The organism is Actinomadura sp. NBRC 104425, from assembly GCF_030269545.1.
GTDB classification, from domain to species: Bacteria; Actinomycetota; Actinomycetes; order Streptosporangiales; family Streptosporangiaceae; genus Spirillospora; species Spirillospora keratinilytica.
In genome coordinates this window covers 64,707-81,763 of the sequence record NZ_BSTN01000011.1, presented here as the reverse complement: position 1 = coordinate 81,763, position 17,057 = coordinate 64,707, and the positions used below count along the sequence as shown (strand labels likewise).

The following is a 17,057-nucleotide window of genomic DNA, read 5'->3' as shown; positions in this document are numbered from 1 at the left end:
CGGCCGTCGGACGCCCCTGGCTTGATTGTCACCGATTTTTGACGACGACGAAGCGGCGCCGGTCCGGCCTCTCAGGAGGCGTCGACCGGCGGGGTGCCGTGGGTGTGGAAGGACTCGATGGTCTTCAGGCCCCAGGCCTGGCCCTTCGCGCGTTCCGCCTCGGTCCAGGTGATGGTCTTCCAGTCGGGGGCGAGCACGAGACGGGCCACCGGGTTGCAGAATTCGATGCGGTTTCCGCCGGGCTCGTAGACGTAGAGGAAGAAGGTCTGCTGGATGGCGTGCTTGTGGGGGCCGGTCTCGATGAACACGCCCTTGTCGAGGCAGATGTCGGCGGCGCGGAGGATGTCCTCGCGGGTGTCGGTCGCGAACGCGATGTGGTGGAGGCGCCCGTGGCTGCCGGTCAGGTCCCGGGTGTAGACGAGGTCGTAGGACTTGTTGGTGAAGGTCAGCCAGCGGGCGGCGATCGTCCCGGAGTCGAGGCGGATCTGCTCGGTGACGTGGCCGCCGAGGACGTCGCGGACGAACTCGCTGCTGCCCTCGACCTCGGCGGCGAGGAAGTTGACGTGGTCGAGCCGCCGGACGCACACGCCGCGCGCCGGGTAGGCCTGGGCCTGGTTCTTCAGCGACGGCGCGAGCTCCTGCGGCGCCTCGTACCACTCGCTCTCCCAGTAGAGCTCCAGCTCGTGGCCGTCGGGGTCGCGGAAGACGTAGGTGGCGCCGATGCCCGGGTCGCCGTCACGCCAGCCGATGCCGAGCTCGGCCTCCTCGATCGCCTTGACCCTGCGGTCGAGCGCCTCGGCGCTGGAGACGCGCAGGGCGACGCGCCGGAGACCGGAGGTGCGGTGGGCGGTGAGTTTGAGGGTGTGCCGCTCGTAGTCGTCCCAGGTGCGCAGGTAGACCGAGTCGCCCTCGACGCCGACCTCGGTCATCCCCATCACCTCGGTGAAGAACCACAGGCTCTTCTCCGGCTCGGGGGTGAGCAGCTCTACGTTCCCGACGTGGGCGATCTCGTGTGCCGGGGCCATCGGAACCTCCTTAGGACGGTTGGGGGCTGGGGTCAGGCATGGCGGGGGTGGACACGTCCGTCGAACAGTTTGCGGGCCGTGCGGACCAGGCTCGACCGGCGAACCGTCGGGCGCTCCGGTGGTCCGTCGAGTTCGACCAGGACCTCGAGACGTCCGGTGGGGTGCTCGATGGCCATCGGTGCGCCGGGGGCGGGGAGGGCCGCCAGATCGTGGCCGACGGCACCCTCGATGACCAGGGCGGTGGCGACGGTGACGGCGCCGAGCACCCCGATCGAGTCGTGGACCCGCAGCGGGATGAACGTCCGGGTGGAGATGACGCCGCCGTCGCGGGCGGGTGCGACGAGCGTCGTCTTGGGGACCGAGGCGTTCGAGACGTCGCCGAGCCCCATGAGCCGTCCGGCCTGAAGCCGCAGGGACTGGATCCGGTCGCGCAGGTCCTCGTCGGCGGCGAGGTCGGCGACGCTCTCGTGGCCGGTCAGTCCGAACGCCGACGCCTCCGCGACGACGACGGGCATGCCGTTGTCGATGCAGGTGACCTCGATGCCGTCGATGACGTCGCGGATCCGGCCGGTCGGCAGGAGCGCGCCGGTGGCCGAGCCCTCGGTGTCGGCGAAGTCCAGGTAGATCGGGGAGGCGGTGCCGGGGACGCCGGAGATCGCGGTGTCCCCGGCGTAGCGGACCCGCCCGCCGGGGGTGGCGAAGGTCGCGACGGCGACGCTGTCGGAGTTGACCATCCTGATCCGGACGGTCGTCTCGGGGTCGCCGGCCTTCACCAGTCCCTGCTCGACGGCGAACGGGCCGACGCCGGCGAGGAGGTTGCCGCAGTTCTGCTTGTCGGACACGGCGGCCTCGTCGACCGCGACCTGCAGGAACAGGTAGTCGACGTCGACGTCGGGCCGCTGCGAGACCGAGACGACCGCGACCTTGCTGGTGAGGGGGTGGGCGCCGCCGATCCCGTCGATCTGGCGGGGGTCGGGGCTGCCCATGATGCGCAGCAGCAGGTCGTCCCGTTCGGCGGGGTCGGCGGGCAGGTCCTCGGCGAGGAAGTAGGCGCCCTTGGAGGTGCCGCCGCGCATCAGCGTGCAGGGAATTGCGCTCATGAGGGGTCCCATTCGGCGTAGGGGACGTACTCGATCCCCAAGTCGGCGACCTTGTCGCGCATCCCGTACCGGTCGAGACCGAGCTGGCCCTCGCGGAAGGCCCGGCGGGTGGCCTCCTCCTTGGCCGCGCGCGCCTCGGCGGCGGCCAGCGCGGAGTCGACGGCCTCGCGGGCGACGACCATGACGCCGTCGTCGTCGGCCAGGATCGCGTCGCCCGGCCGGATCACCTGGCCGCCGATCGTGATCGGCACGTTGACCGAGCCGGGCGTGGCTTTGACGGTGCCCTGGGCGCTGACCGCAGCCGACCACACGGGAAAGCCCATGGCGTGCAGTTCGGCGGTGTCGCGCACCCCGGCGTTGATGACCAGGCCGCGCACGCCCCGGTACTGCAGGGCGGTGGCGAACAGCTCCCCGAACATCCCGTCGGTGGACGGCGAGGTAGTGGTGACGACCAGGATGTCGCCGGGTGCGCACTGCTCGACCGCGACATGGATCATCAGGTTGTCGCCCGGCCACGACAGGACCGTGACGGCCGTCCCTCCGATCCGCGAGCCCAGGTGCGTGGGCCGCAGATGCGGGCCGAGGAACCCCTCCCGGCCGATCGCCTCGTGGACGGTCGCGACCCCGTGTGCGGCCAGGGCGTCCACGGTCTTCAGATCGGCCCGGGGCGGGCCGGTGACCACGACGGGCTTCATGCCAGCACCGTGGTGGTCTGCGGGTAGAGGCGGACGAACGCCTCGGCCATCGTCGTGTGGGGCAGGCCCAGGTTCGGGCCGGCGTTGCGCTTGAGCTGGACGCCGCGCCGCCTGGCCAGGTCGGTGTAGTACTCCCACATGTGCACCTGGGCCGGCAGGCACTCCATGGCCTTGCGCTTGCGGTCGAACACCTCGGTGATGTCGAGCAGCACGTCGGGCCGGAAGTCGCACTGCTCGGGCTGATGCGGTTCGAAGAAGAAGACCGGCGGGGCGCCCAGCGGCTCGCCGGGAGCGTCGTAGCCGATCGCCTGGGCGAGGATGCGCGCCTGAAGCGCCATGCGGGCGGCGGCCGGGTGGTCTCCGTTGTAGGGGTCGGACAGCGTGTGGGTGAGCACCACCGCCGGCTCGACCTCGCGGTACACATGGACCAGCCGGTCGACCAGCTCCTGCGACTCCACCAGCGGATAGTCGCCGGCGTCGAAGAACTCGATCTCGGCGCCCAGCTCGGCGGCGGCGGCCTCCGCCTCGGCGCGCCGGATCTGCTTGATTTCCTCGAGCTTCTTGCCCTCGCGCCACGCCTTGGCCGACTCGCCCCGCTCGCCGTAGCTGAGGCAGACCACCTTGACGCGTTCGCCTCGCGACGCCGACAACGCGATCGCGCCCCCGGCCCGCCAGACGAAGTCCCCGGCGTGGGCGCTCACGACGAGCATCGGCCCGGCGCCCGTGTTCTCAGCAGCCATGAATCTCCTCGATCGCAGTGGATGGTTTCATCCTGACCTATGTTGCACGAAATTGTCAACAATCGTTCCGAAGATTCGGCCCATCCGGGAGCGGATCGGACGCGCGGTGCGTGAGCGCTCTCAGGCGCACTCTCCGGCGGCGGCGCCCGGCAGACCCAGAAAACCCCGCGCCGGCCAACGGCGTCGGCCGGTCAGGGCACGAGGCGCGGGGCAGGAGGCGAGGATCCCGCCCGCCGGAGTGATATCCGACACATGCGTCGGAACAATCGTCGACAATGCGCGGTAACGGCACTCAAAGCCGGATGCCCGGAAAAGCTCTGCGGGCTTGCCAGGGTCTCGCGGCGACCGGAATCAGATGCCGCGGAGCGCTTCGATGACGCTGACCAGGTGGCGGCGGGCGGCCCGCTCGGCCCCCTCGGCGGAGTGGGCGCAGATCTCGTCGATCATCGCCAGATGCTCGGCCAGGGACACCTGCGGGCGCCCGGGCACGAGCGCGAGCCGGAACTGGTGCCGGACGTTCTGGGCGCGCAGGCGCTCCAGCAGGTCCGCGGCCGTGGCCTGGCGGCTGATCTCGCGGATGCGGCGGTGCAGGGTCTGGTTGAGCTCGGAGTACTCCAGCACATGCCCGTTGGCGACGGCCGCCCGCATCGACTCCCCGAGCCCGCGCAGTTCGACGATTTCGGCGTCGGTGACGTTCTCGGCGGCCTTGGCCGCGCACAGCCCCTCGAGGACCATCCGCACCTCGGAGATCTCGATGGCCTCGGCGAGCGTCACCGCCCGGACCCGCGCGCCCCGGTTCTGCTCCCGCTCGACCAGACCCTCTTTGGTCAGCTCGAACAGAGCCGCGCGCACACTGCTGCGGCTGGCCCCGAACTGGCGCGACAGATCGGCCTCGACGAGCCGCTGGTTGGGGGCGAAGTCACCGTTGACGATCGCCTCCCGGATCGCCGCGGTGATGTCGAGGCCGACCCCGTCATCCAGTTCCGTCACCTTTCTCCCTCCCACGCTCGGATCTTATCGCGCCCTCGACGATCGTTGACGATCCTGTGGACGATGCGAGCTGCTCGAGCCAGCCGCGGCTGGCGTCGCTGATCCGGGACGGCACGCCCAGCTCGGCGAGCAGCTGCGACGCCGCCCGCATCTCCTCGGCCCGCCGGACGGCGTGCTTGACGCTGCCCTCCTCCAGCCTGCGGGCGAGCGAGGCGTCCGCCCCCGCCAGTTCGGCGGCGATGTTGTCGCGCAGCCAGTCCTCCAGCCCCGCCTCGCGGGCGGCGTGCAGCGCCTCGGTGACGGCCGCGGCCATCCCCTTGAAGAACACGCTGCGCAGCAGCTTGCGCGCCGCGGCCTCCCCCGCGTCGCCGTCCAGGACGGTCACCGAGGCGCCGAGCGGCCGCAGCAGTTCGGCGGCTCGGGCGGCCGCCGGACCCGAGGCGAGCATGGGGGTGCGCAGCCCCTTGCCGGGCACCGGCGCCATCAACGCGACGTCGGCGAAGCGCGGTCCGGCGCGCTCGGCCAGGGCGCGCTTCAGGCCGGGCGAACCGGTGTTGAGATCGGCCCAGACCGCGTCGGCCGCGAGGCCGGGCAGCCCCGCCCGCAGCGCGTCCTCGGCGTCGTGGGCGCTGTTCACGCTGAGCACGAGGTCGGCGCCGACGGCGGCGTCGGCCTCGTCGGCGCAGGCGCGGATCCCGGGGCCGGGCCGGACGGCGGGATCGTAGCCGCGCACGTGCGCGCCCGCCGCGAGCAGGTCCCGGGCGATCTCGCCGCCCGCCTCGCCCAGCCCCAGAACGGCGACCGTGAGAGTCCTGTCCGTCATCGGGCGACCTTTCCGATCGTGCTGGGGCGCTCGCCGTCCTTGGCCTGCTGGACCAGCCGGTACACCTCGGCGCGCAGCTCGGCGAAGCGCGGCAGCGACCGGGTGCCGAGCTGGTCGCGCTCCGCGGGCAGGTCGATGGCGACGTCGGCCAGCACCTCGGTCGGCGAGGACGACAGCACGATCACGCGTTCGGCCAGGTAGACCGACTCGTCGATGTCGTGGGTGATGAACAGTACCGTGACGCCGAGGCGCTTCCACAGCGAGCGGACCAGGTCTTCGAGCTCCGCGCGGGTCTGCGCGTCGACGGCCGCGAACGGCTCGTCCATGAGCAGGATGTGCGGTTCGTAGGCGACGGCCCTGGCGATCGCCACCCGCTGCTGCATGCCTCCCGACAGCTGCCAGGGGTGGGCGTCGGCGGCGTCGGAGAGCCCGACGGCGGCCAGGGCCTCCCGCACGAGGCGCTGCCGCTCGGCCTTCGGGACCTTCTTCTCCTTGAGCGGCAGCTCGATGTTCTGCCGGACCGTCATCCACGGGAACAGGCTGCGCCCGTACTCCTGGAAGACGACGGCCATGCCGGGCGGCGGCCCGGTCACGGCCCTGCCCTCCAGCAGCACTTCGCCCGAGGTGCTGTCCAGCAGCCCCGCGACGCACTTGAGCAGGGTGGTCTTGCCCGCCCCCGAGGGCCCGACGACGCAGACGAGCTCACCCGCCTTGACCTTGAACGTCAGGTCGCCGACCGCCTCGACGGTGCGGCCCCGCCCCTGGAAGACCTTCTTCAGGTGGCGGACCTCGAGCATGGTGCCGGTGTCGGCCGTGGTCATGGTCATGTCAACCCTCTCGCTGGGCTCGGCGGAGCCCGGTGTACCAGCGCAGCACGCGCGCCTCGGCCAGGTGGAAGAGCGCCGACAGCGCGACGCCGATGACGCCGAGCAGGATGACCCCGGTCCACATCTGGGGGATCGCGAACGTCCGCTGGAACTGGATGATGGTGAAGCCGACGCCCTCGCTGGCGGCGAACATCTCGCTGATCACCATGAGGATGATGCCCACCGACAGCGCCTGCCGGGCCCCCGCGGCGATCTGGGGGCTCGCCCCGGGCAGCACGAGATGCACCAGGCGGGAGCCGCGCCGCAGCCGGTAGGAGCGGGCGGTGTCGCGCAGCACCTCGTCCAGGGCGCGGACGCCCTCGACGGTGTTGAGCAGCACCGGCCACACGCAGCCGGTGACGATCACCAGGATCTTCATGCCGTCGCCGATGCCGGCGAACAGCATGAGGATCGGGACGAGCACCGGCGGCGGGATCGCCCGGAAGAACTCCAGCACCGGTTCCAGGACCGCGCGCAGCGTCCGGGACGATCCGATCGCGACGCCCGCGCCGATCCCCAGCACGAGCGCCAGGAGGTACCCGGCGACCAGCCGCAGGAGGCTGGGCAGGACGTCGCTGGTGAGCCGGCCGTGGAACCAGGTGTCGTCGAACGTGCCGACGATCGTACGCAGCGGCGGCCAGAAGTAGTCGGTGCTGCCTTCGGTGGCCGTCCACCAGACGGCGACGAGCAGCGCGGGCACCGCCAGCAGCCGGACGACGGATTTGAGTGCGCTCATACGGCGGCCTCCGTGCGGATCGAGGGGTGCCAGCGCAGGGCCCGCCGCTCCACGGCGCGCGCGACGACGTTCACCGCGACCCCGATCAGGCCGACGACGATGATCAGGGCGTACATCGCGGACACCGCGTTGGAGTTCTGCGCGACCGCGATCTGCCTGCCGAGGCCGGGCGAGCCGATGACCAGCTCACCGGTGATCTCCAGGATCAGCGCGACGGCGGCGCCGAGCCGAAACCCGGTCATCACATACGGCAGGGCGGTCGGCCAGATCACGGTCCGGGCGGCCGTCAGCAGGCGGAAGCGGTAGGAGCGGGCGGTGTCGCGGGCGACCGGGTCGACGTCCCGGACGCCGTACAGCACCTGGACGAGCACCTGCCAGAACGAGGCGTACACCACCAGGAGCAGGGTGGAGCGCGGTTCGGTGCCGTACAGCAGCACCGCCAGCGGGATCAGCGCGACCGACGGGATCGGCCGCAGGAACTCGATCGTGGAGTTCAACGCGGCCTGCAGCAGCGGGACCCAGCCGATGACCACGCCGAGCACGACACCGGCGACCATCGCGATCGCCAGCCCGATCGCCCAGCCGCGCAGCGTCTCGCCCAGCGCCTGCCAGAACTCCCCCGCCGCGGCCTGGTCGGCGAGCGCCGACAGCATGCTGCTGACCGGGGGCAGGTAGCGGCGTTCGACCAGGCCCGACCTGGGGACCAGTTCGCCGAGGACGATGAGCCCCGCCAGGCCCAGGCCCCCGAGGAGCCAGGCCGGGGCGGGGCCGTTGCGACGACCCGTCATGGCAGCAGCGCCGAGACGTCGGGGGCCTTGGTGAGCAGGCCGTCCTGGACGGCGAGGTCGGCCAGCGTCTGGAGGCTGTCCTTGTTCACCTGCGCCGGGTAGTCCGGGAGCGTCAGCTCCTGGAGGACGGAGTTGTCGATCTTGGTGTAGCTCGGCAGGGCCTTGCGGACCGCCTCGGGGTGCGCCGCGGAGTACTGCAGCGACTTCTGCATCGCCGCGGTGAAGCGCTTGACGATGTCCGACTTGGTGGACGCGGTCTTCTGGGAGGTGAAGTAGCCGGCGATCGTCAGCTTCGGCGCGGTGTCGACGTAATTGGAGGCGATCAGGCGCCCGCCGGCCTTGAGCGCGGTCGACAGGAACGGCTCGACCACCTGGATGGCGTCCACGTTGCCCTTGTCGAGCGCGGCCCCCATGTCAGGGAAGGCCAGCTCGGTGAACTTGACACCCTTGGGGTCGCCGCCGGCCTTTCTGACCGATGCCCGGACGGTCGTGTCGTTGATGTTGTTCAGCGTGTTGACCGCGACCTTCTTGCCGGCCAGGTCCTTGGCGCTTTTGATCGGGCTGTCCTTCTTGACGACGATGCCGCCGAAGTCCTTGCCCGCGGCGCCGGTCGAGCCGACCCCGGACGAGACGACCTTGAGCGGCAGGCCCTTGGACTTGGCGACCATCAGCGAGACGAAGTTGCTGAACCCGATGTCCACCTGACCGGCCACCACCGCCGGCACGATCGCCGCCCCGCCCTGCGCGGTGACGACGTCCGGCTTGAGGTTCTGCTCCTTGAAGAAGCCCTGCTGGATCCCGACGTAGACGGGCGCGACATCCACGATCGGAATCACGCTGACCTTCACCTCGGCGAGACCGCCGCTCGCCGCGTCATCGCTCGAGCTCCCTCCTCCACAGGAGCTGAGGAGCAGGACGGCGGCTGCGGCCAGGGCCGCACGGACTCTGATCATGTGATCTCCAAACGTCCCGGAGGGGGTGAGCGGGAACGCTGACCTCCACACTGTGCCCGAGACGGTACAAATCCGCTTACATAATTGTCAACGATTTGACCTGCAATCTTTGGCTGCTGCGTCCCCGGGCGTCCTGGTGCCGTTGTCCTGGCGGTCAGGGGGTTCGGTGAGTTCGACGGCAGACGGCCCGGCACGTCCCCGGGAGAGGTGCCGGACGGGTCCGGTTCGGCGAACACCCGATCGGGACGGGCGCCGAGCGGCGGCCCGCATCGCGTGGCAGAGCGCGCCGTCGGGCACGGCGCGGACCACGGGCCGTGCGGGAGCGGCGCTGTCGGCCACGGACCGGCGCGCAACGGGCGGGCTTCATGTGCGAGGGGCGCTGCTGGACGGGCAGCGAGTCGATGCAGCCGATCGGCAGGAAGAGAGGGCTGCTCAACCGGGGCCTGAGCGGGCAGGCGGCGGAGCGGATGGGGCGCGTCAGCCGGTGACGAGTTGTGACAGGAGGCGCGCGGCGCGGGTGACGGCGGCCGCCGCGCCCTCGACGTCGAGCTCCTCGGTGGAGACCACGCCGACGCTGCGTTCGATCACGGTGCCCGGTTCCACGTCGGCGGGCACGCCGATGCCCGCCGAAACGCCGACCGCACCCTTCTGCAGTTCGCCTCTGGTCACGCAGTAGCCGTCGCGGCGGGCCCGCCGGACGGACTCGGGGTCGCGCGGGCTCTCCGGCCGCATCGCCAGGATCGCGATGCCGGACGCCCCCTGCGTCAGCGGGTGCCTGCTGCCCACCCGGTAGCCGACCCTCAGCACGGCCTCCCGCGGTTCGGCCACCATGACCGCGACGCAGGCGTCGCCCTCCGCGGCGGCGATGAAGGCGGTCGCGCGGGTCCGTTCGGCCAGTTCCTCCAGCACGGGGCGGGCACCGCGCATGAAATGCGGCTCGAACCGGGAGGCCAGCACCGCGGCGCCGAGGCCGAGCCGGATGCGGCCGTCGGCGGCGCGCGCGACGAGCGAGTGGGCCTCCAGCGTGGCCACGATGCGGTAGCAGATGGCGCGGTGGACGCCCAGCTCCTTGGCCAGTTCCGCCACCGAGATGCCCGCCGGGCTCCGCGACACGACGTCCAAGGCGCGCAGACCGCGATCGAGCGTCTGCAGCGTGCTCATCCCACTCCTCGTCCCCATGGATCGCCTCAGATGATCGCACAGCGGTCTTGCCGAACGCCGTCCGCACCGTGCCGCGTGCGCCCGCACCGCCGGCGCTCCCGCACGGCGCCTGGACGGCCCCGCGGCGGAACGGCTCTTGACCTGCCAATGTGATGCAGCTTACCCTGCACGAACTCGCTTATCGCACATAAGTGTTCGATAAAAGTAAAAGCGCTGTTCAGAGAGGTGCGAGGAGAACATATGGGCTCGGTCTCATCCCCCGCAGCCGATGCGTCGAAGGGCGCCGCGGCCGCCTTCGGCGCGGGCGCGGGAGGCTGCCCGGTCGACCACTCCCGGCTGGACCGGCTGGATCCGACCGGACGGCCCGTCTCCGCCGACGCGGCCGCCTTCGATCCGTTCGGCGAGGCGTACCTGCGGGACCCGGCGGGCGCGCTGCGGTGGGCGAGGGACGAGGAGCCGGTCTTCTACAGTCCGGTCCTGGGCTACTGGGTGGTCACCCGCTACGAGGACGTCAAGGCGGTCTTCCGCGACAACATCACCTTCTCGCCGTCCATCGCCCTGGAGAAGATCACCCCGTTCTCCGACGAGGCGAACGCGGTGCTGAAGGCGCACGGGTACGCGATGGACCGCACCCTGGTCAACGAGGACGAGCCCGCCCACATGCTGCGCCGCCGGGCGCTGCAGGAGCCGTTCACCCCCGAGAAGCTCGCCCACCACGAGCCGATCGTGCGGCGTCTCGTCCGCGAGCACGTCGACCGGATCATCGACGCGGGCCGGGCCGACCTCGTCGCCGAGATGCTGTACGAGGTGCCGCTGACCGTCGCGCTGCACTTCCTCGGCGTGCCCGAGGAGGACATGGCCACGCTGCGCCGCTACTCGGTCGCGCACACCCTCAACACCTGGGGGCGGCCCTCACCCGAGGAGCAGATGGCCGTCGCCGAGTCGGTCGGCAAGTTCTGGCAGTACTCCGGCGAGGTCCTGGACAAGATGCGCCGGGCCCCCTCGATGCCCGGGTGGATGCCGTACGGGATCCGGCTGCAGCCTGAGATGCCCGACGTCATCACCGACTCCTACCTGCACTCGATGATGATGGCCGGCATCGTGGCCGCGCACGAGACCACCGCGCTCGCCACGACCAACGCGCTGCGGCTGCTGCTGGAGAACCGCGCCCAGTGGGAGGAGATCTGCGCCGACCAGGGCCTCATCCCGGCCGCGGTGGAGGAGTGCCTGCGCTTCTCCGGCCCGATCGTGGCGTGGCGGCGGATCGCCACGGCCGACACCGAGATCGGCGGCGTGCCCATCCCCGAGGGCGCCAAGCTGCTGATCGTCCAGGCCTCGGCCAACCACGACGAGCGGCACTTCGACGACCCCGACGAGCTGGACATCCGCCGTGACAACGCCGGCCGGCACCTGTCGTTCGGCTACGGCTCCCACCAGTGCCTGGGCAAGCACCTGGCCCGGATGGAGATGCAGATCATCCTGGAGGAGTTCACCACGCGCCTGCCGCACTTGCGGCTCGTCCCCGACCAGGAGTTCACCTACCTGCCCAACACCTCCTTCCGCGGCCCCGAGCACCTGTGGGTGGAATGGGATCCCGAGCGCAACCCCGAACGCGCCGACCCGGCGATCCTGGACCGCCGGCGGCCGGTGCGGCTGCGCGGACCGGCCGGTCGCGCCGCCGCCCGCACCGTGGCCGTGCGCCGCATCGAACGGGAGGCGGACGACATCGTGCGGATCACGCTGGCCGACCCGCGCGGCAGGCCCCTGCCGAAGTGGTCGCCCGGCTCGCACGTGGACCTGGAGTTCGGCGAGTTCTCCCGCCAGTACTCCCTGTGCGGCGACCCCGACGACCGGTCCTGCTACCAGATCGCGGTGCGCCGGGACGCCGATGGCCGCGGCGGCTCCCGCTACCTGCACGAACGCCTGGCCGTCGGCGACGTGCTGCGCATGCGCGGGCCCCGCAACCACTTCCGGCTGGACCCGGACGCGCGGCGCTACGTGTTCATCGCCGGCGGCATCGGCATCACCCCGATCATCGCGATGGCCGACCACGCCCGCCGCACCGGCCGCGACTACGAGATCCACTACTGCGGCCGGTCGAGCGGTGCGATGGCCTGCCTCGACCGGCTCGTCCGCGACCACGGCGACCGGCTCACCGTGTACCGGTCCGCCGAGGGCGTCCGGCTGGACGTCGGCGCGCTGCTGGCCGAGCCGGCGGAGGGCACCCTGATCTACGCGTGCGGCCCGCGGCGGCTGCTCGACGCGCTCGGCGAGGCGACCCGGCACTGGCCCGAGGAAGCGCTGCGCATCGAGCACTTCACGTCCGACGTGGGCGCGCTCGACCCGGACAAGGAGCACGCCTTCGACGTGCACCTGGCCGAGTCCGGCGGCACCGTCCGCGTCCCCGCCGACCAGACCGTGCTCGCGGCCCTGCGCGCCGCCGGCGTCGAGGTGCCCAGCGACTGCGAGGAAGGGCTGTGCGGCACCTGCGAGGTCCCCGTCGTGGACGGCGAGGTCGACCACCGCGACCTGGTGCTGACCAAGGCCGAGCGGGCACGCGGCGACCGGATGATGACGTGCTGCTCACGCGCCTGCGGCAAGGCGCTCACACTCCGTATTTGACGCGCGGCGGCTTGGCTCCGGGGGGCGAGGAGCAGGCCTCGGAGATCGAAAGGAAAACCCATGGCATCGGATGCGGCACGCACCCGCACGGCAGGCACCGGCATTGGCCGCCAAGCCCCCGCCCGCGGGTTCCCCCGCCTGCTGGCGGGCAGCATGGCCGGCGCGGTCCTCGAATGGTACGACTTCGCCATCTACGGCGTGATGGCGGCGACGGTGCTCGGGCCGCTGTTCTTCCCGGGCGGCAACGCCTTCGTCAAGCTCCTGCTGGCCCTGGCCACCCAGGGGATCGGCTTCTTCGCCCGGCCGCTCGGCGGCATCGTGTTCGGGCACCTCGGCGACAGGTTCGGCCGCAAGCCGATGCTGGTGGCGACGTTCCTGATGCTGGGCGCCGCCACCACGTCGATCGGCCTGCTGCCCAGCTACCACGACGTCGGTATCACCGCGACGATCCTGCTCGTCGTGCTGCGCCTGGTGCAGGGGTTCGCGCTCGGCGGCGAGTTCGGCGCGGCCGTGCTGCTGGTCAGCGAGTACGGCTCCCCCAGGCGCCGCGGGTTCTGGACGTCCTGGCCGCAGGCCGGCGCCCCGGCCGGCACCGTGCTGGCGGCCGCCGTGATCACCGTGCTGGGCATGTCCATGAGCGACGCCGACTTCGAGTCCTGGGGCTGGCGGATCGCGTTCCTGGCCGCCGCGCCGCTGCTGGTCATCGGGTTCATGATCCGCCGGGGCCTGGAGGAGTCGCCGGTGTTCCGCCAGGCGCAGCTCGCGGCCGAGGGGCGGCGGAAGGCGGCGGCCGGGGCGCACGCCGAGCGGTCCAGCATCCTGCAGGCGCTGTCGCGGCCGCGGGCCGTGCTGCACGGCCTCGGCATGCGGCTCGGCGAGAACATCGCGTTCTACATCTACACGGTGTTCGTCATCGCCTACGCCACCAAGTACCACGGTTTCGACCGCGGAGACGTGACACTGGTGGTCACCTTCGCGTCGGTGTTCCAGTTCGTCGGGATGATCGCAGGTGGCGCCTGGTCGGACCGGGTCGGCCGCAAGGTCGCGATGCTGGTGCCGTCGGCGGTGCTGGTGGTCTGGGCGCCGGTGTTCTTCTGGCTGGTGCATTTCGAGAGCCTGCCGCTGCTGTGGGTCGGTGTCTGCGTCGGCGCGTTCTTCCACGGCATGCTCGCCGGACCGGAGGCCGCCTGGATCGCCGAGCTGTTCCCGACCCGGTACCGCTACGCCGGTTCCTCGCTGGTGTTCCAGGGGTCCTCGATCATCGCCGGCGCGCCCGCCCCGTTCATCGCGGTGTGGCTGATCGACGGCTTCGGGGTCGGGATGGTCGTCGGCTACCTGGTGCTCACCACGGCGATCACCTTCGTCGCGGTGATCACAAGCTGGGAGACCAAGGGCGTGGACCTGGATCGGGTCGGCTGATCCACGTCCGCCGGGACCGCCCCGGCGTCGTCCGGCAGGGCGGCGCCGGGGACGGCCCGCGTCTCGCCCGGCGCGGGCGGCACGGCGCCTGCCGGTGCGCTCGGCGCCGGAGTCCGCTGCCCCGTGGATCCGGCGCCTGAAGCAGCGTATTCGCCGGCCGCCGGTTGGCGTATATCACACGTTTCCTGCTGGTTTCGGCGGAGTGAATGATCTACGTTTCGTCGTGGAGTGTTGCGCCGCCACACGCGCCCGCCGCGCCTGTGCCCGGTAGAGCGGAGACGATTGATGCAGGCCCATGCGTCCCCTCACGACGACCGTGAGAAGACGGTGGCGACGGAGGATCTGTTCTTCTCCACCACCGACCGGCGCGGAGTGATCGAGCAGTGCAACTGCGTGTTCGTCCGGATCTCCGGCTACTCGCGGGACGAGCTCGCCGGGAAGCCGCACAACATCGTCCGCCACCCGGACATGCCCGGCGGCGCCTTCCGGTGGATCTGGGACAGGCTGGCGGCCGGCCGCTCCGCGGGCGCCTACGTCAAGAACCGGGCCAAGGACGGCAGCGCCTACTGGGTGTTCGCGGTGCTGAGCCCGGTCCCAAGCGGCTACCTGTCGGTTCGCATGGCCCCGCGCGGCCCGCTGTTCGACGTGGTCAGGCAGGTGTACGCGGAGGCGGTCGCAGCGGAGCGGGAGGCGGTGCGGACCCGCGGGACGGGGCGCCGCGACGCCGCCGGGTTGGGACTGGCCGCCATCGAGACGGCGCTGGGGCGGCACGGCTTCGCCTCCCTCGACGCATTCGCGCTCGACGCGCTGCCCGCGGAGGTCTCCGCCCGCCGCCATCTGGTGACGACGGCCTTCGCCAGGCCCGCCCACGGGGTGATCGGCGAAGTCCTGGGCGGCGCCGGCGCCCTGGACGAACTGCTCGGCGGACTCGTCGACCGGCTGACCGCCTACCAGAACCTGTGCGACCGGCTGGCGGCGACGTCCTCGACCGTCCTCGACATCACCGAGCGGCTCGCCGGTTCGGTGGCCGCCGCGCAGCACGCATCGGAACTGGTCGCCGACTCCGCGCCGACCCTGGCGAACGTCGCCCGCGTGATGGCCGCGCCGATGGGCGACGCCGGCGCGGCGCTCTCCCGGCTGGGCGCCCGCCTCGGCCGGCTGCGCACCGACGTGGCGGAACTGCGGTTCCGGATCTCGCTGGCGAGGGTCTACAACGACATGGTCGCCGCGTTCGCCGCCGAGGTCATCGACAATGCGGCGCCGCCGGACTCGCTGCACGCGGTGCCCCTGCTGTGCCACGCCGCGCAGGCCGGGTTCCTGGAGATGTCGGAGCAGGTCCGGCGGGTGAACGAGGAGCTGCGCCAGTCCGCGGACCTGGTCGCGGAGGCCGGCGAGCTGCTGGAGACGTTCCGCCGGTTCCTCGGCCAGTGGCGCAATCTGGTGTTCCGGTCCCGGTCCGACTCGTCGCTGCGGGACGAACTCGCCACGATCGACGCCGAGATCACCGCGAGCTGGGACTGGATGGACATGCTCCGCTCGCTGGGACGGGAGTACCGGTCCGCGGTCATCCCGTTCGACGCCGGCCTGCTGGGCGCCCATCTGGACAAGATGCGCGGCGCCCTGGGCACCTCCGCGCCCCTGTCCACCGGGTGACCGGCAACCGCCGCGCCGCCCGCCGCGCGGGCGTGCGGCGGCGTGCGTAGTCGGCCGGCCCGGCAAGGAGGGCCGCCGGACGGCCCGGCCGTGCGCTGCTGCGAACACCCCCGTCCGCGCGAACGGCGGCGCGGTTCGGTGATCGGTGCCGCAGCGTTTCATCTCCCCGGCCCCGGCTTCGGCCCGGCGCGGTGGGGTATGGCGCGACCTGGGGGTTCGGTGCGGTGGTGGCGAATCCGGCGGCGTCTCGCCGACCCGGCCCGGCGTCGCACCATGGCATGCGGTGGACGGCGTCGATCCCGGCGGCGGCCAGAGTCCTCCGCGGCATGACGCAGGCCCGAGCGGACCGCGCCCGCGTTCTTGAAAGGAATCGAGCATGCAAGCGATCACCGTGCGAGACCGTGACGCCGGTGTCGGCGGGCTCACCTTGTGCGACATGCCCTACCCCCATGCGGCGGAGAACGACGTCGTCGTGCGCGTGCACGCCGCGGGCTTCACTCCCGGAGAACTCGACTGGCCGAGCACGTGGTGCGATCGCACGGGCCGCGACCGGACGCCCAGCATTCCCGGGCACGAGCTGTCCGGAGTCGTGGTCGAACTGGGCTATGGAACCACCGGCCTCACCGAGGGCCAGCGGGTGTTCGGACTGGCCGACTGGGCCCGCAACGGTTCCCTGGCCGAATACACCGCGGTGGAGGCCCGCAACCTGGCTCCCCTCCCCGCCGACATCGACCACACCGTCGCCGCCGCGCTGCCCATCTCCGGGCTGACCGCATGGCAGGGACTGTTCGACCACGCCCGCCTCACGACCGGGCAGACCGTTCTCGTCCACGGCGCCGCGGGCGGCGTCGGCTCGATCGCCGTCCAGCTCGCGCGAGCTGCGGGCGCCCGCGTGATCGGCACCGGCCGGGCCGAGGACCGCGATGTCGTGCTCGGCCTCGGCGCGCAGGCCTTCATCGATCTGGACGCCGACGATCCGCGGCGCGCCGGCGAGGTGGACGTGGTGTTCGACGTCATCGGCGGCGACGTCCTCGTGCGATCGACGGAGCTGGTGCGCCCGGGCGGCAGCGTCGTCTCCGTCGCCATGCCGCCCACCGTGCAGCCCAAGGACGGGCGAGCCGTCTTCTTCGTCGTCGAACCCGACCGCGCCCGGCTGGCCGAGCTCGCCCGGTGTCTGCGGGCCGGACGCCTCAACCCCATCATCGGCGCCGTGCGACCGCTCTCCGAGACACCCTCCGCGTTCGCCCGCCACCGCCGCACGCCCGGAAAAACGATCATCAAGGTCGCCGACGAACACGAGCCCGTCCCGTGACAACAGGTCGGGTCAAGGGTGTTGACAGGGGGCCGCTCGGACGGAAGGGCGGTCAGCCGATCATGGCCACGTCGCGCGCGGGCTGTCCCCCGTACGAGCTACTTGCAAATGTCCACCGGACGGTGACGATTCGAGGGCCTTCGACTCCGTAGCGTTCCCTCAAGCCGCGGCACT

At 71.7% G+C, this 17,057-nt stretch carries 15 protein-coding genes; 4 read left to right on the top strand and 11 right to left on the bottom strand.

Annotation, left to right across the window (positions count from 1 at the left end):
* Positions 1-71: 71 nt before the first annotated feature.
* The 11 genes from QSK22_RS18360 to QSK22_RS18310 all read right to left on the bottom strand — a co-directional run bounded on the left by QSK22_RS18360 (position 72) and on the right by QSK22_RS18310 (position 9,877).
* Positions 72-1,025, bottom strand: a complete 954-nt coding sequence (locus tag QSK22_RS18360) for a catechol 2,3-dioxygenase (RefSeq protein ID WP_285495436.1) — start codon at positions 1,023-1,025, stop codon at positions 72-74.
* A 32-nt stretch (positions 1,026-1,057) separates the two neighbouring features.
* Complete coding sequence (locus tag QSK22_RS18355; RefSeq protein WP_285495435.1) at positions 1,058-2,125, bottom strand: 4-oxalomesaconate tautomerase; 1,068 nt, start codon at positions 2,123-2,125, stop codon at positions 1,058-1,060.
* The gene (locus QSK22_RS18350; RefSeq protein WP_285495434.1) at positions 2,122-2,820 is read right to left on the bottom strand and encodes a 4-carboxy-4-hydroxy-2-oxoadipate aldolase/oxaloacetate decarboxylase; all 699 of its coding nucleotides are present in this window, start codon (positions 2,818-2,820) and stop codon (positions 2,122-2,124) included. Before QSK22_RS18350 ends, QSK22_RS18355 begins: the two co-directional genes overlap by 4 nt.
* Complete coding sequence (locus tag QSK22_RS18345; RefSeq protein WP_285495433.1) at positions 2,817-3,560, bottom strand: PIG-L deacetylase family protein; 744 nt, start codon at positions 3,558-3,560, stop codon at positions 2,817-2,819. Before QSK22_RS18345 ends, QSK22_RS18350 begins: the two co-directional genes overlap by 4 nt.
* 351 nt (positions 3,561-3,911) lie before the next feature.
* Entirely contained in the window at positions 3,912-4,550 is a 639-nt protein-coding gene (locus tag QSK22_RS18340) for a GntR family transcriptional regulator (protein WP_285495432.1), read from the bottom strand.
* On the bottom strand, positions 4,534-5,373 hold the full coding sequence (locus tag QSK22_RS18335; RefSeq protein ID WP_285495431.1) for a DUF1932 domain-containing protein: 840 nt from the start codon (positions 5,371-5,373) through the stop codon (positions 4,534-4,536). Before QSK22_RS18335 ends, QSK22_RS18340 begins: the two co-directional genes overlap by 17 nt.
* Positions 5,370-6,170 carry an ABC transporter ATP-binding protein gene (locus QSK22_RS18330; protein ID WP_285495574.1) on the bottom strand — a complete coding sequence of 267 codons (801 nt, stop codon included), beginning with the start codon at positions 6,168-6,170 and terminating at the stop codon, positions 5,370-5,372. Before QSK22_RS18330 ends, QSK22_RS18335 begins: the two co-directional genes overlap by 4 nt.
* A 31-nt stretch (positions 6,171-6,201) precedes the next feature.
* Positions 6,202-6,975: an ABC transporter permease gene (locus QSK22_RS18325; protein WP_285495430.1), complete on the bottom strand. Its 774-nt coding sequence runs from the start codon at positions 6,973-6,975 to the stop codon at positions 6,202-6,204.
* Positions 6,972-7,763: an ABC transporter permease gene (locus QSK22_RS18320; RefSeq protein ID WP_285495429.1), complete on the bottom strand. Its 792-nt coding sequence runs from the start codon at positions 7,761-7,763 to the stop codon at positions 6,972-6,974. The genes QSK22_RS18325 and QSK22_RS18320 overlap by 4 nt, the downstream gene beginning before the upstream one ends.
* On the bottom strand, positions 7,760-8,716 hold the full coding sequence (locus QSK22_RS18315; RefSeq protein ID WP_285495428.1) for an ABC transporter substrate-binding protein: 957 nt from the start codon (positions 8,714-8,716) through the stop codon (positions 7,760-7,762). The genes QSK22_RS18320 and QSK22_RS18315 overlap by 4 nt, the downstream gene beginning before the upstream one ends.
* A 477-nt stretch (positions 8,717-9,193) precedes the next feature.
* Positions 9,194-9,877, bottom strand: a complete 684-nt coding sequence (locus QSK22_RS18310) for an IclR family transcriptional regulator (protein WP_285495427.1) — start codon at positions 9,875-9,877, stop codon at positions 9,194-9,196.
* Between the two features lie 240 nt (positions 9,878-10,117).
* On the opposite strand from QSK22_RS18310, the gene QSK22_RS18305 reads away from it, so the two are divergent.
* From QSK22_RS18305 to QSK22_RS18290, 4 genes are all read left to right on the top strand, one after another.
* A complete protein-coding gene (locus QSK22_RS18305) occupies positions 10,118-12,499 on the top strand; it encodes a cytochrome P450/oxidoreductase (RefSeq protein ID WP_285495426.1) in 2,382 nt (793 codons plus the stop codon).
* Positions 12,500-12,559: 60 nt separating this feature from the next.
* The gene (locus QSK22_RS18300; RefSeq protein ID WP_285495425.1) at positions 12,560-13,918 is read left to right on the top strand and encodes an MFS transporter; all 1,359 of its coding nucleotides are present in this window, start codon (positions 12,560-12,562) and stop codon (positions 13,916-13,918) included.
* Positions 13,919-14,245: 327 nt separating this feature from the next.
* Positions 14,246-15,571 (top strand): PAS domain-containing protein, encoded by a 1,326-nt coding sequence (locus QSK22_RS18295; protein ID WP_285495424.1) that lies wholly within the window; start codon positions 14,246-14,248, stop codon positions 15,569-15,571.
* A gap of 376 nt (positions 15,572-15,947) precedes the next feature.
* Positions 15,948-16,883, top strand: coding sequence for an NADP-dependent oxidoreductase (locus QSK22_RS18290; protein ID WP_285495423.1), 936 nt, complete (start codon positions 15,948-15,950; stop codon positions 16,881-16,883).
* The last annotated feature ends 174 nt before the right edge of the window (positions 16,884-17,057 follow it).

Bases quoted from the DNA above. Each gene is read 5' to 3' on its own strand.
- QSK22_RS18305 (WP_285495426.1), top strand. From the start codon at position 10,118: ATGGGCTCGGTCTCATCCCCCGCAGCCGATGCGTCGAAGGGCGCCGCG.
- QSK22_RS18325 (WP_285495430.1), bottom strand. From the start codon at position 6,975: ATGAGCGCACTCAAATCCGTCGTCCGGCTGCTGGCGGTGCCCGCGCTG.
- QSK22_RS18330 (WP_285495574.1), bottom strand. From the start codon at position 6,170: ATGCTCGAGGTCCGCCACCTGAAGAAGGTCTTCCAGGGGCGGGGCCGC.
- QSK22_RS18290 (WP_285495423.1), top strand. From the start codon at position 15,948: ATGCAAGCGATCACCGTGCGAGACCGTGACGCCGGTGTCGGCGGGCTC.
- QSK22_RS18320 (WP_285495429.1), bottom strand. From the start codon at position 7,763: ATGACGGGTCGTCGCAACGGCCCCGCCCCGGCCTGGCTCCTCGGGGGC.
- QSK22_RS18310 (WP_285495427.1), bottom strand. From the start codon at position 9,877: ATGAGCACGCTGCAGACGCTCGATCGCGGTCTGCGCGCCTTGGACGTC.
- QSK22_RS18315 (WP_285495428.1), bottom strand. From the start codon at position 8,716: ATGATCAGAGTCCGTGCGGCCCTGGCCGCAGCCGCCGTCCTGCTCCTC.
- QSK22_RS18355 (WP_285495435.1), bottom strand. From the start codon at position 2,125: ATGAGCGCAATTCCCTGCACGCTGATGCGCGGCGGCACCTCCAAGGGC.
- QSK22_RS18350 (WP_285495434.1), bottom strand. From the start codon at position 2,820: ATGAAGCCCGTCGTGGTCACCGGCCCGCCCCGGGCCGATCTGAAGACC.
- QSK22_RS18300 (WP_285495425.1), top strand. From the start codon at position 12,560: ATGGCATCGGATGCGGCACGCACCCGCACGGCAGGCACCGGCATTGGC.
- QSK22_RS18335 (WP_285495431.1), bottom strand. From the start codon at position 5,373: ATGACGGACAGGACTCTCACGGTCGCCGTTCTGGGGCTGGGCGAGGCG.
- QSK22_RS18345 (WP_285495433.1), bottom strand. From the start codon at position 3,560: ATGGCTGCTGAGAACACGGGCGCCGGGCCGATGCTCGTCGTGAGCGCC.
- QSK22_RS18360 (WP_285495436.1), bottom strand. From the start codon at position 1,025: ATGGCCCCGGCACACGAGATCGCCCACGTCGGGAACGTAGAGCTGCTC.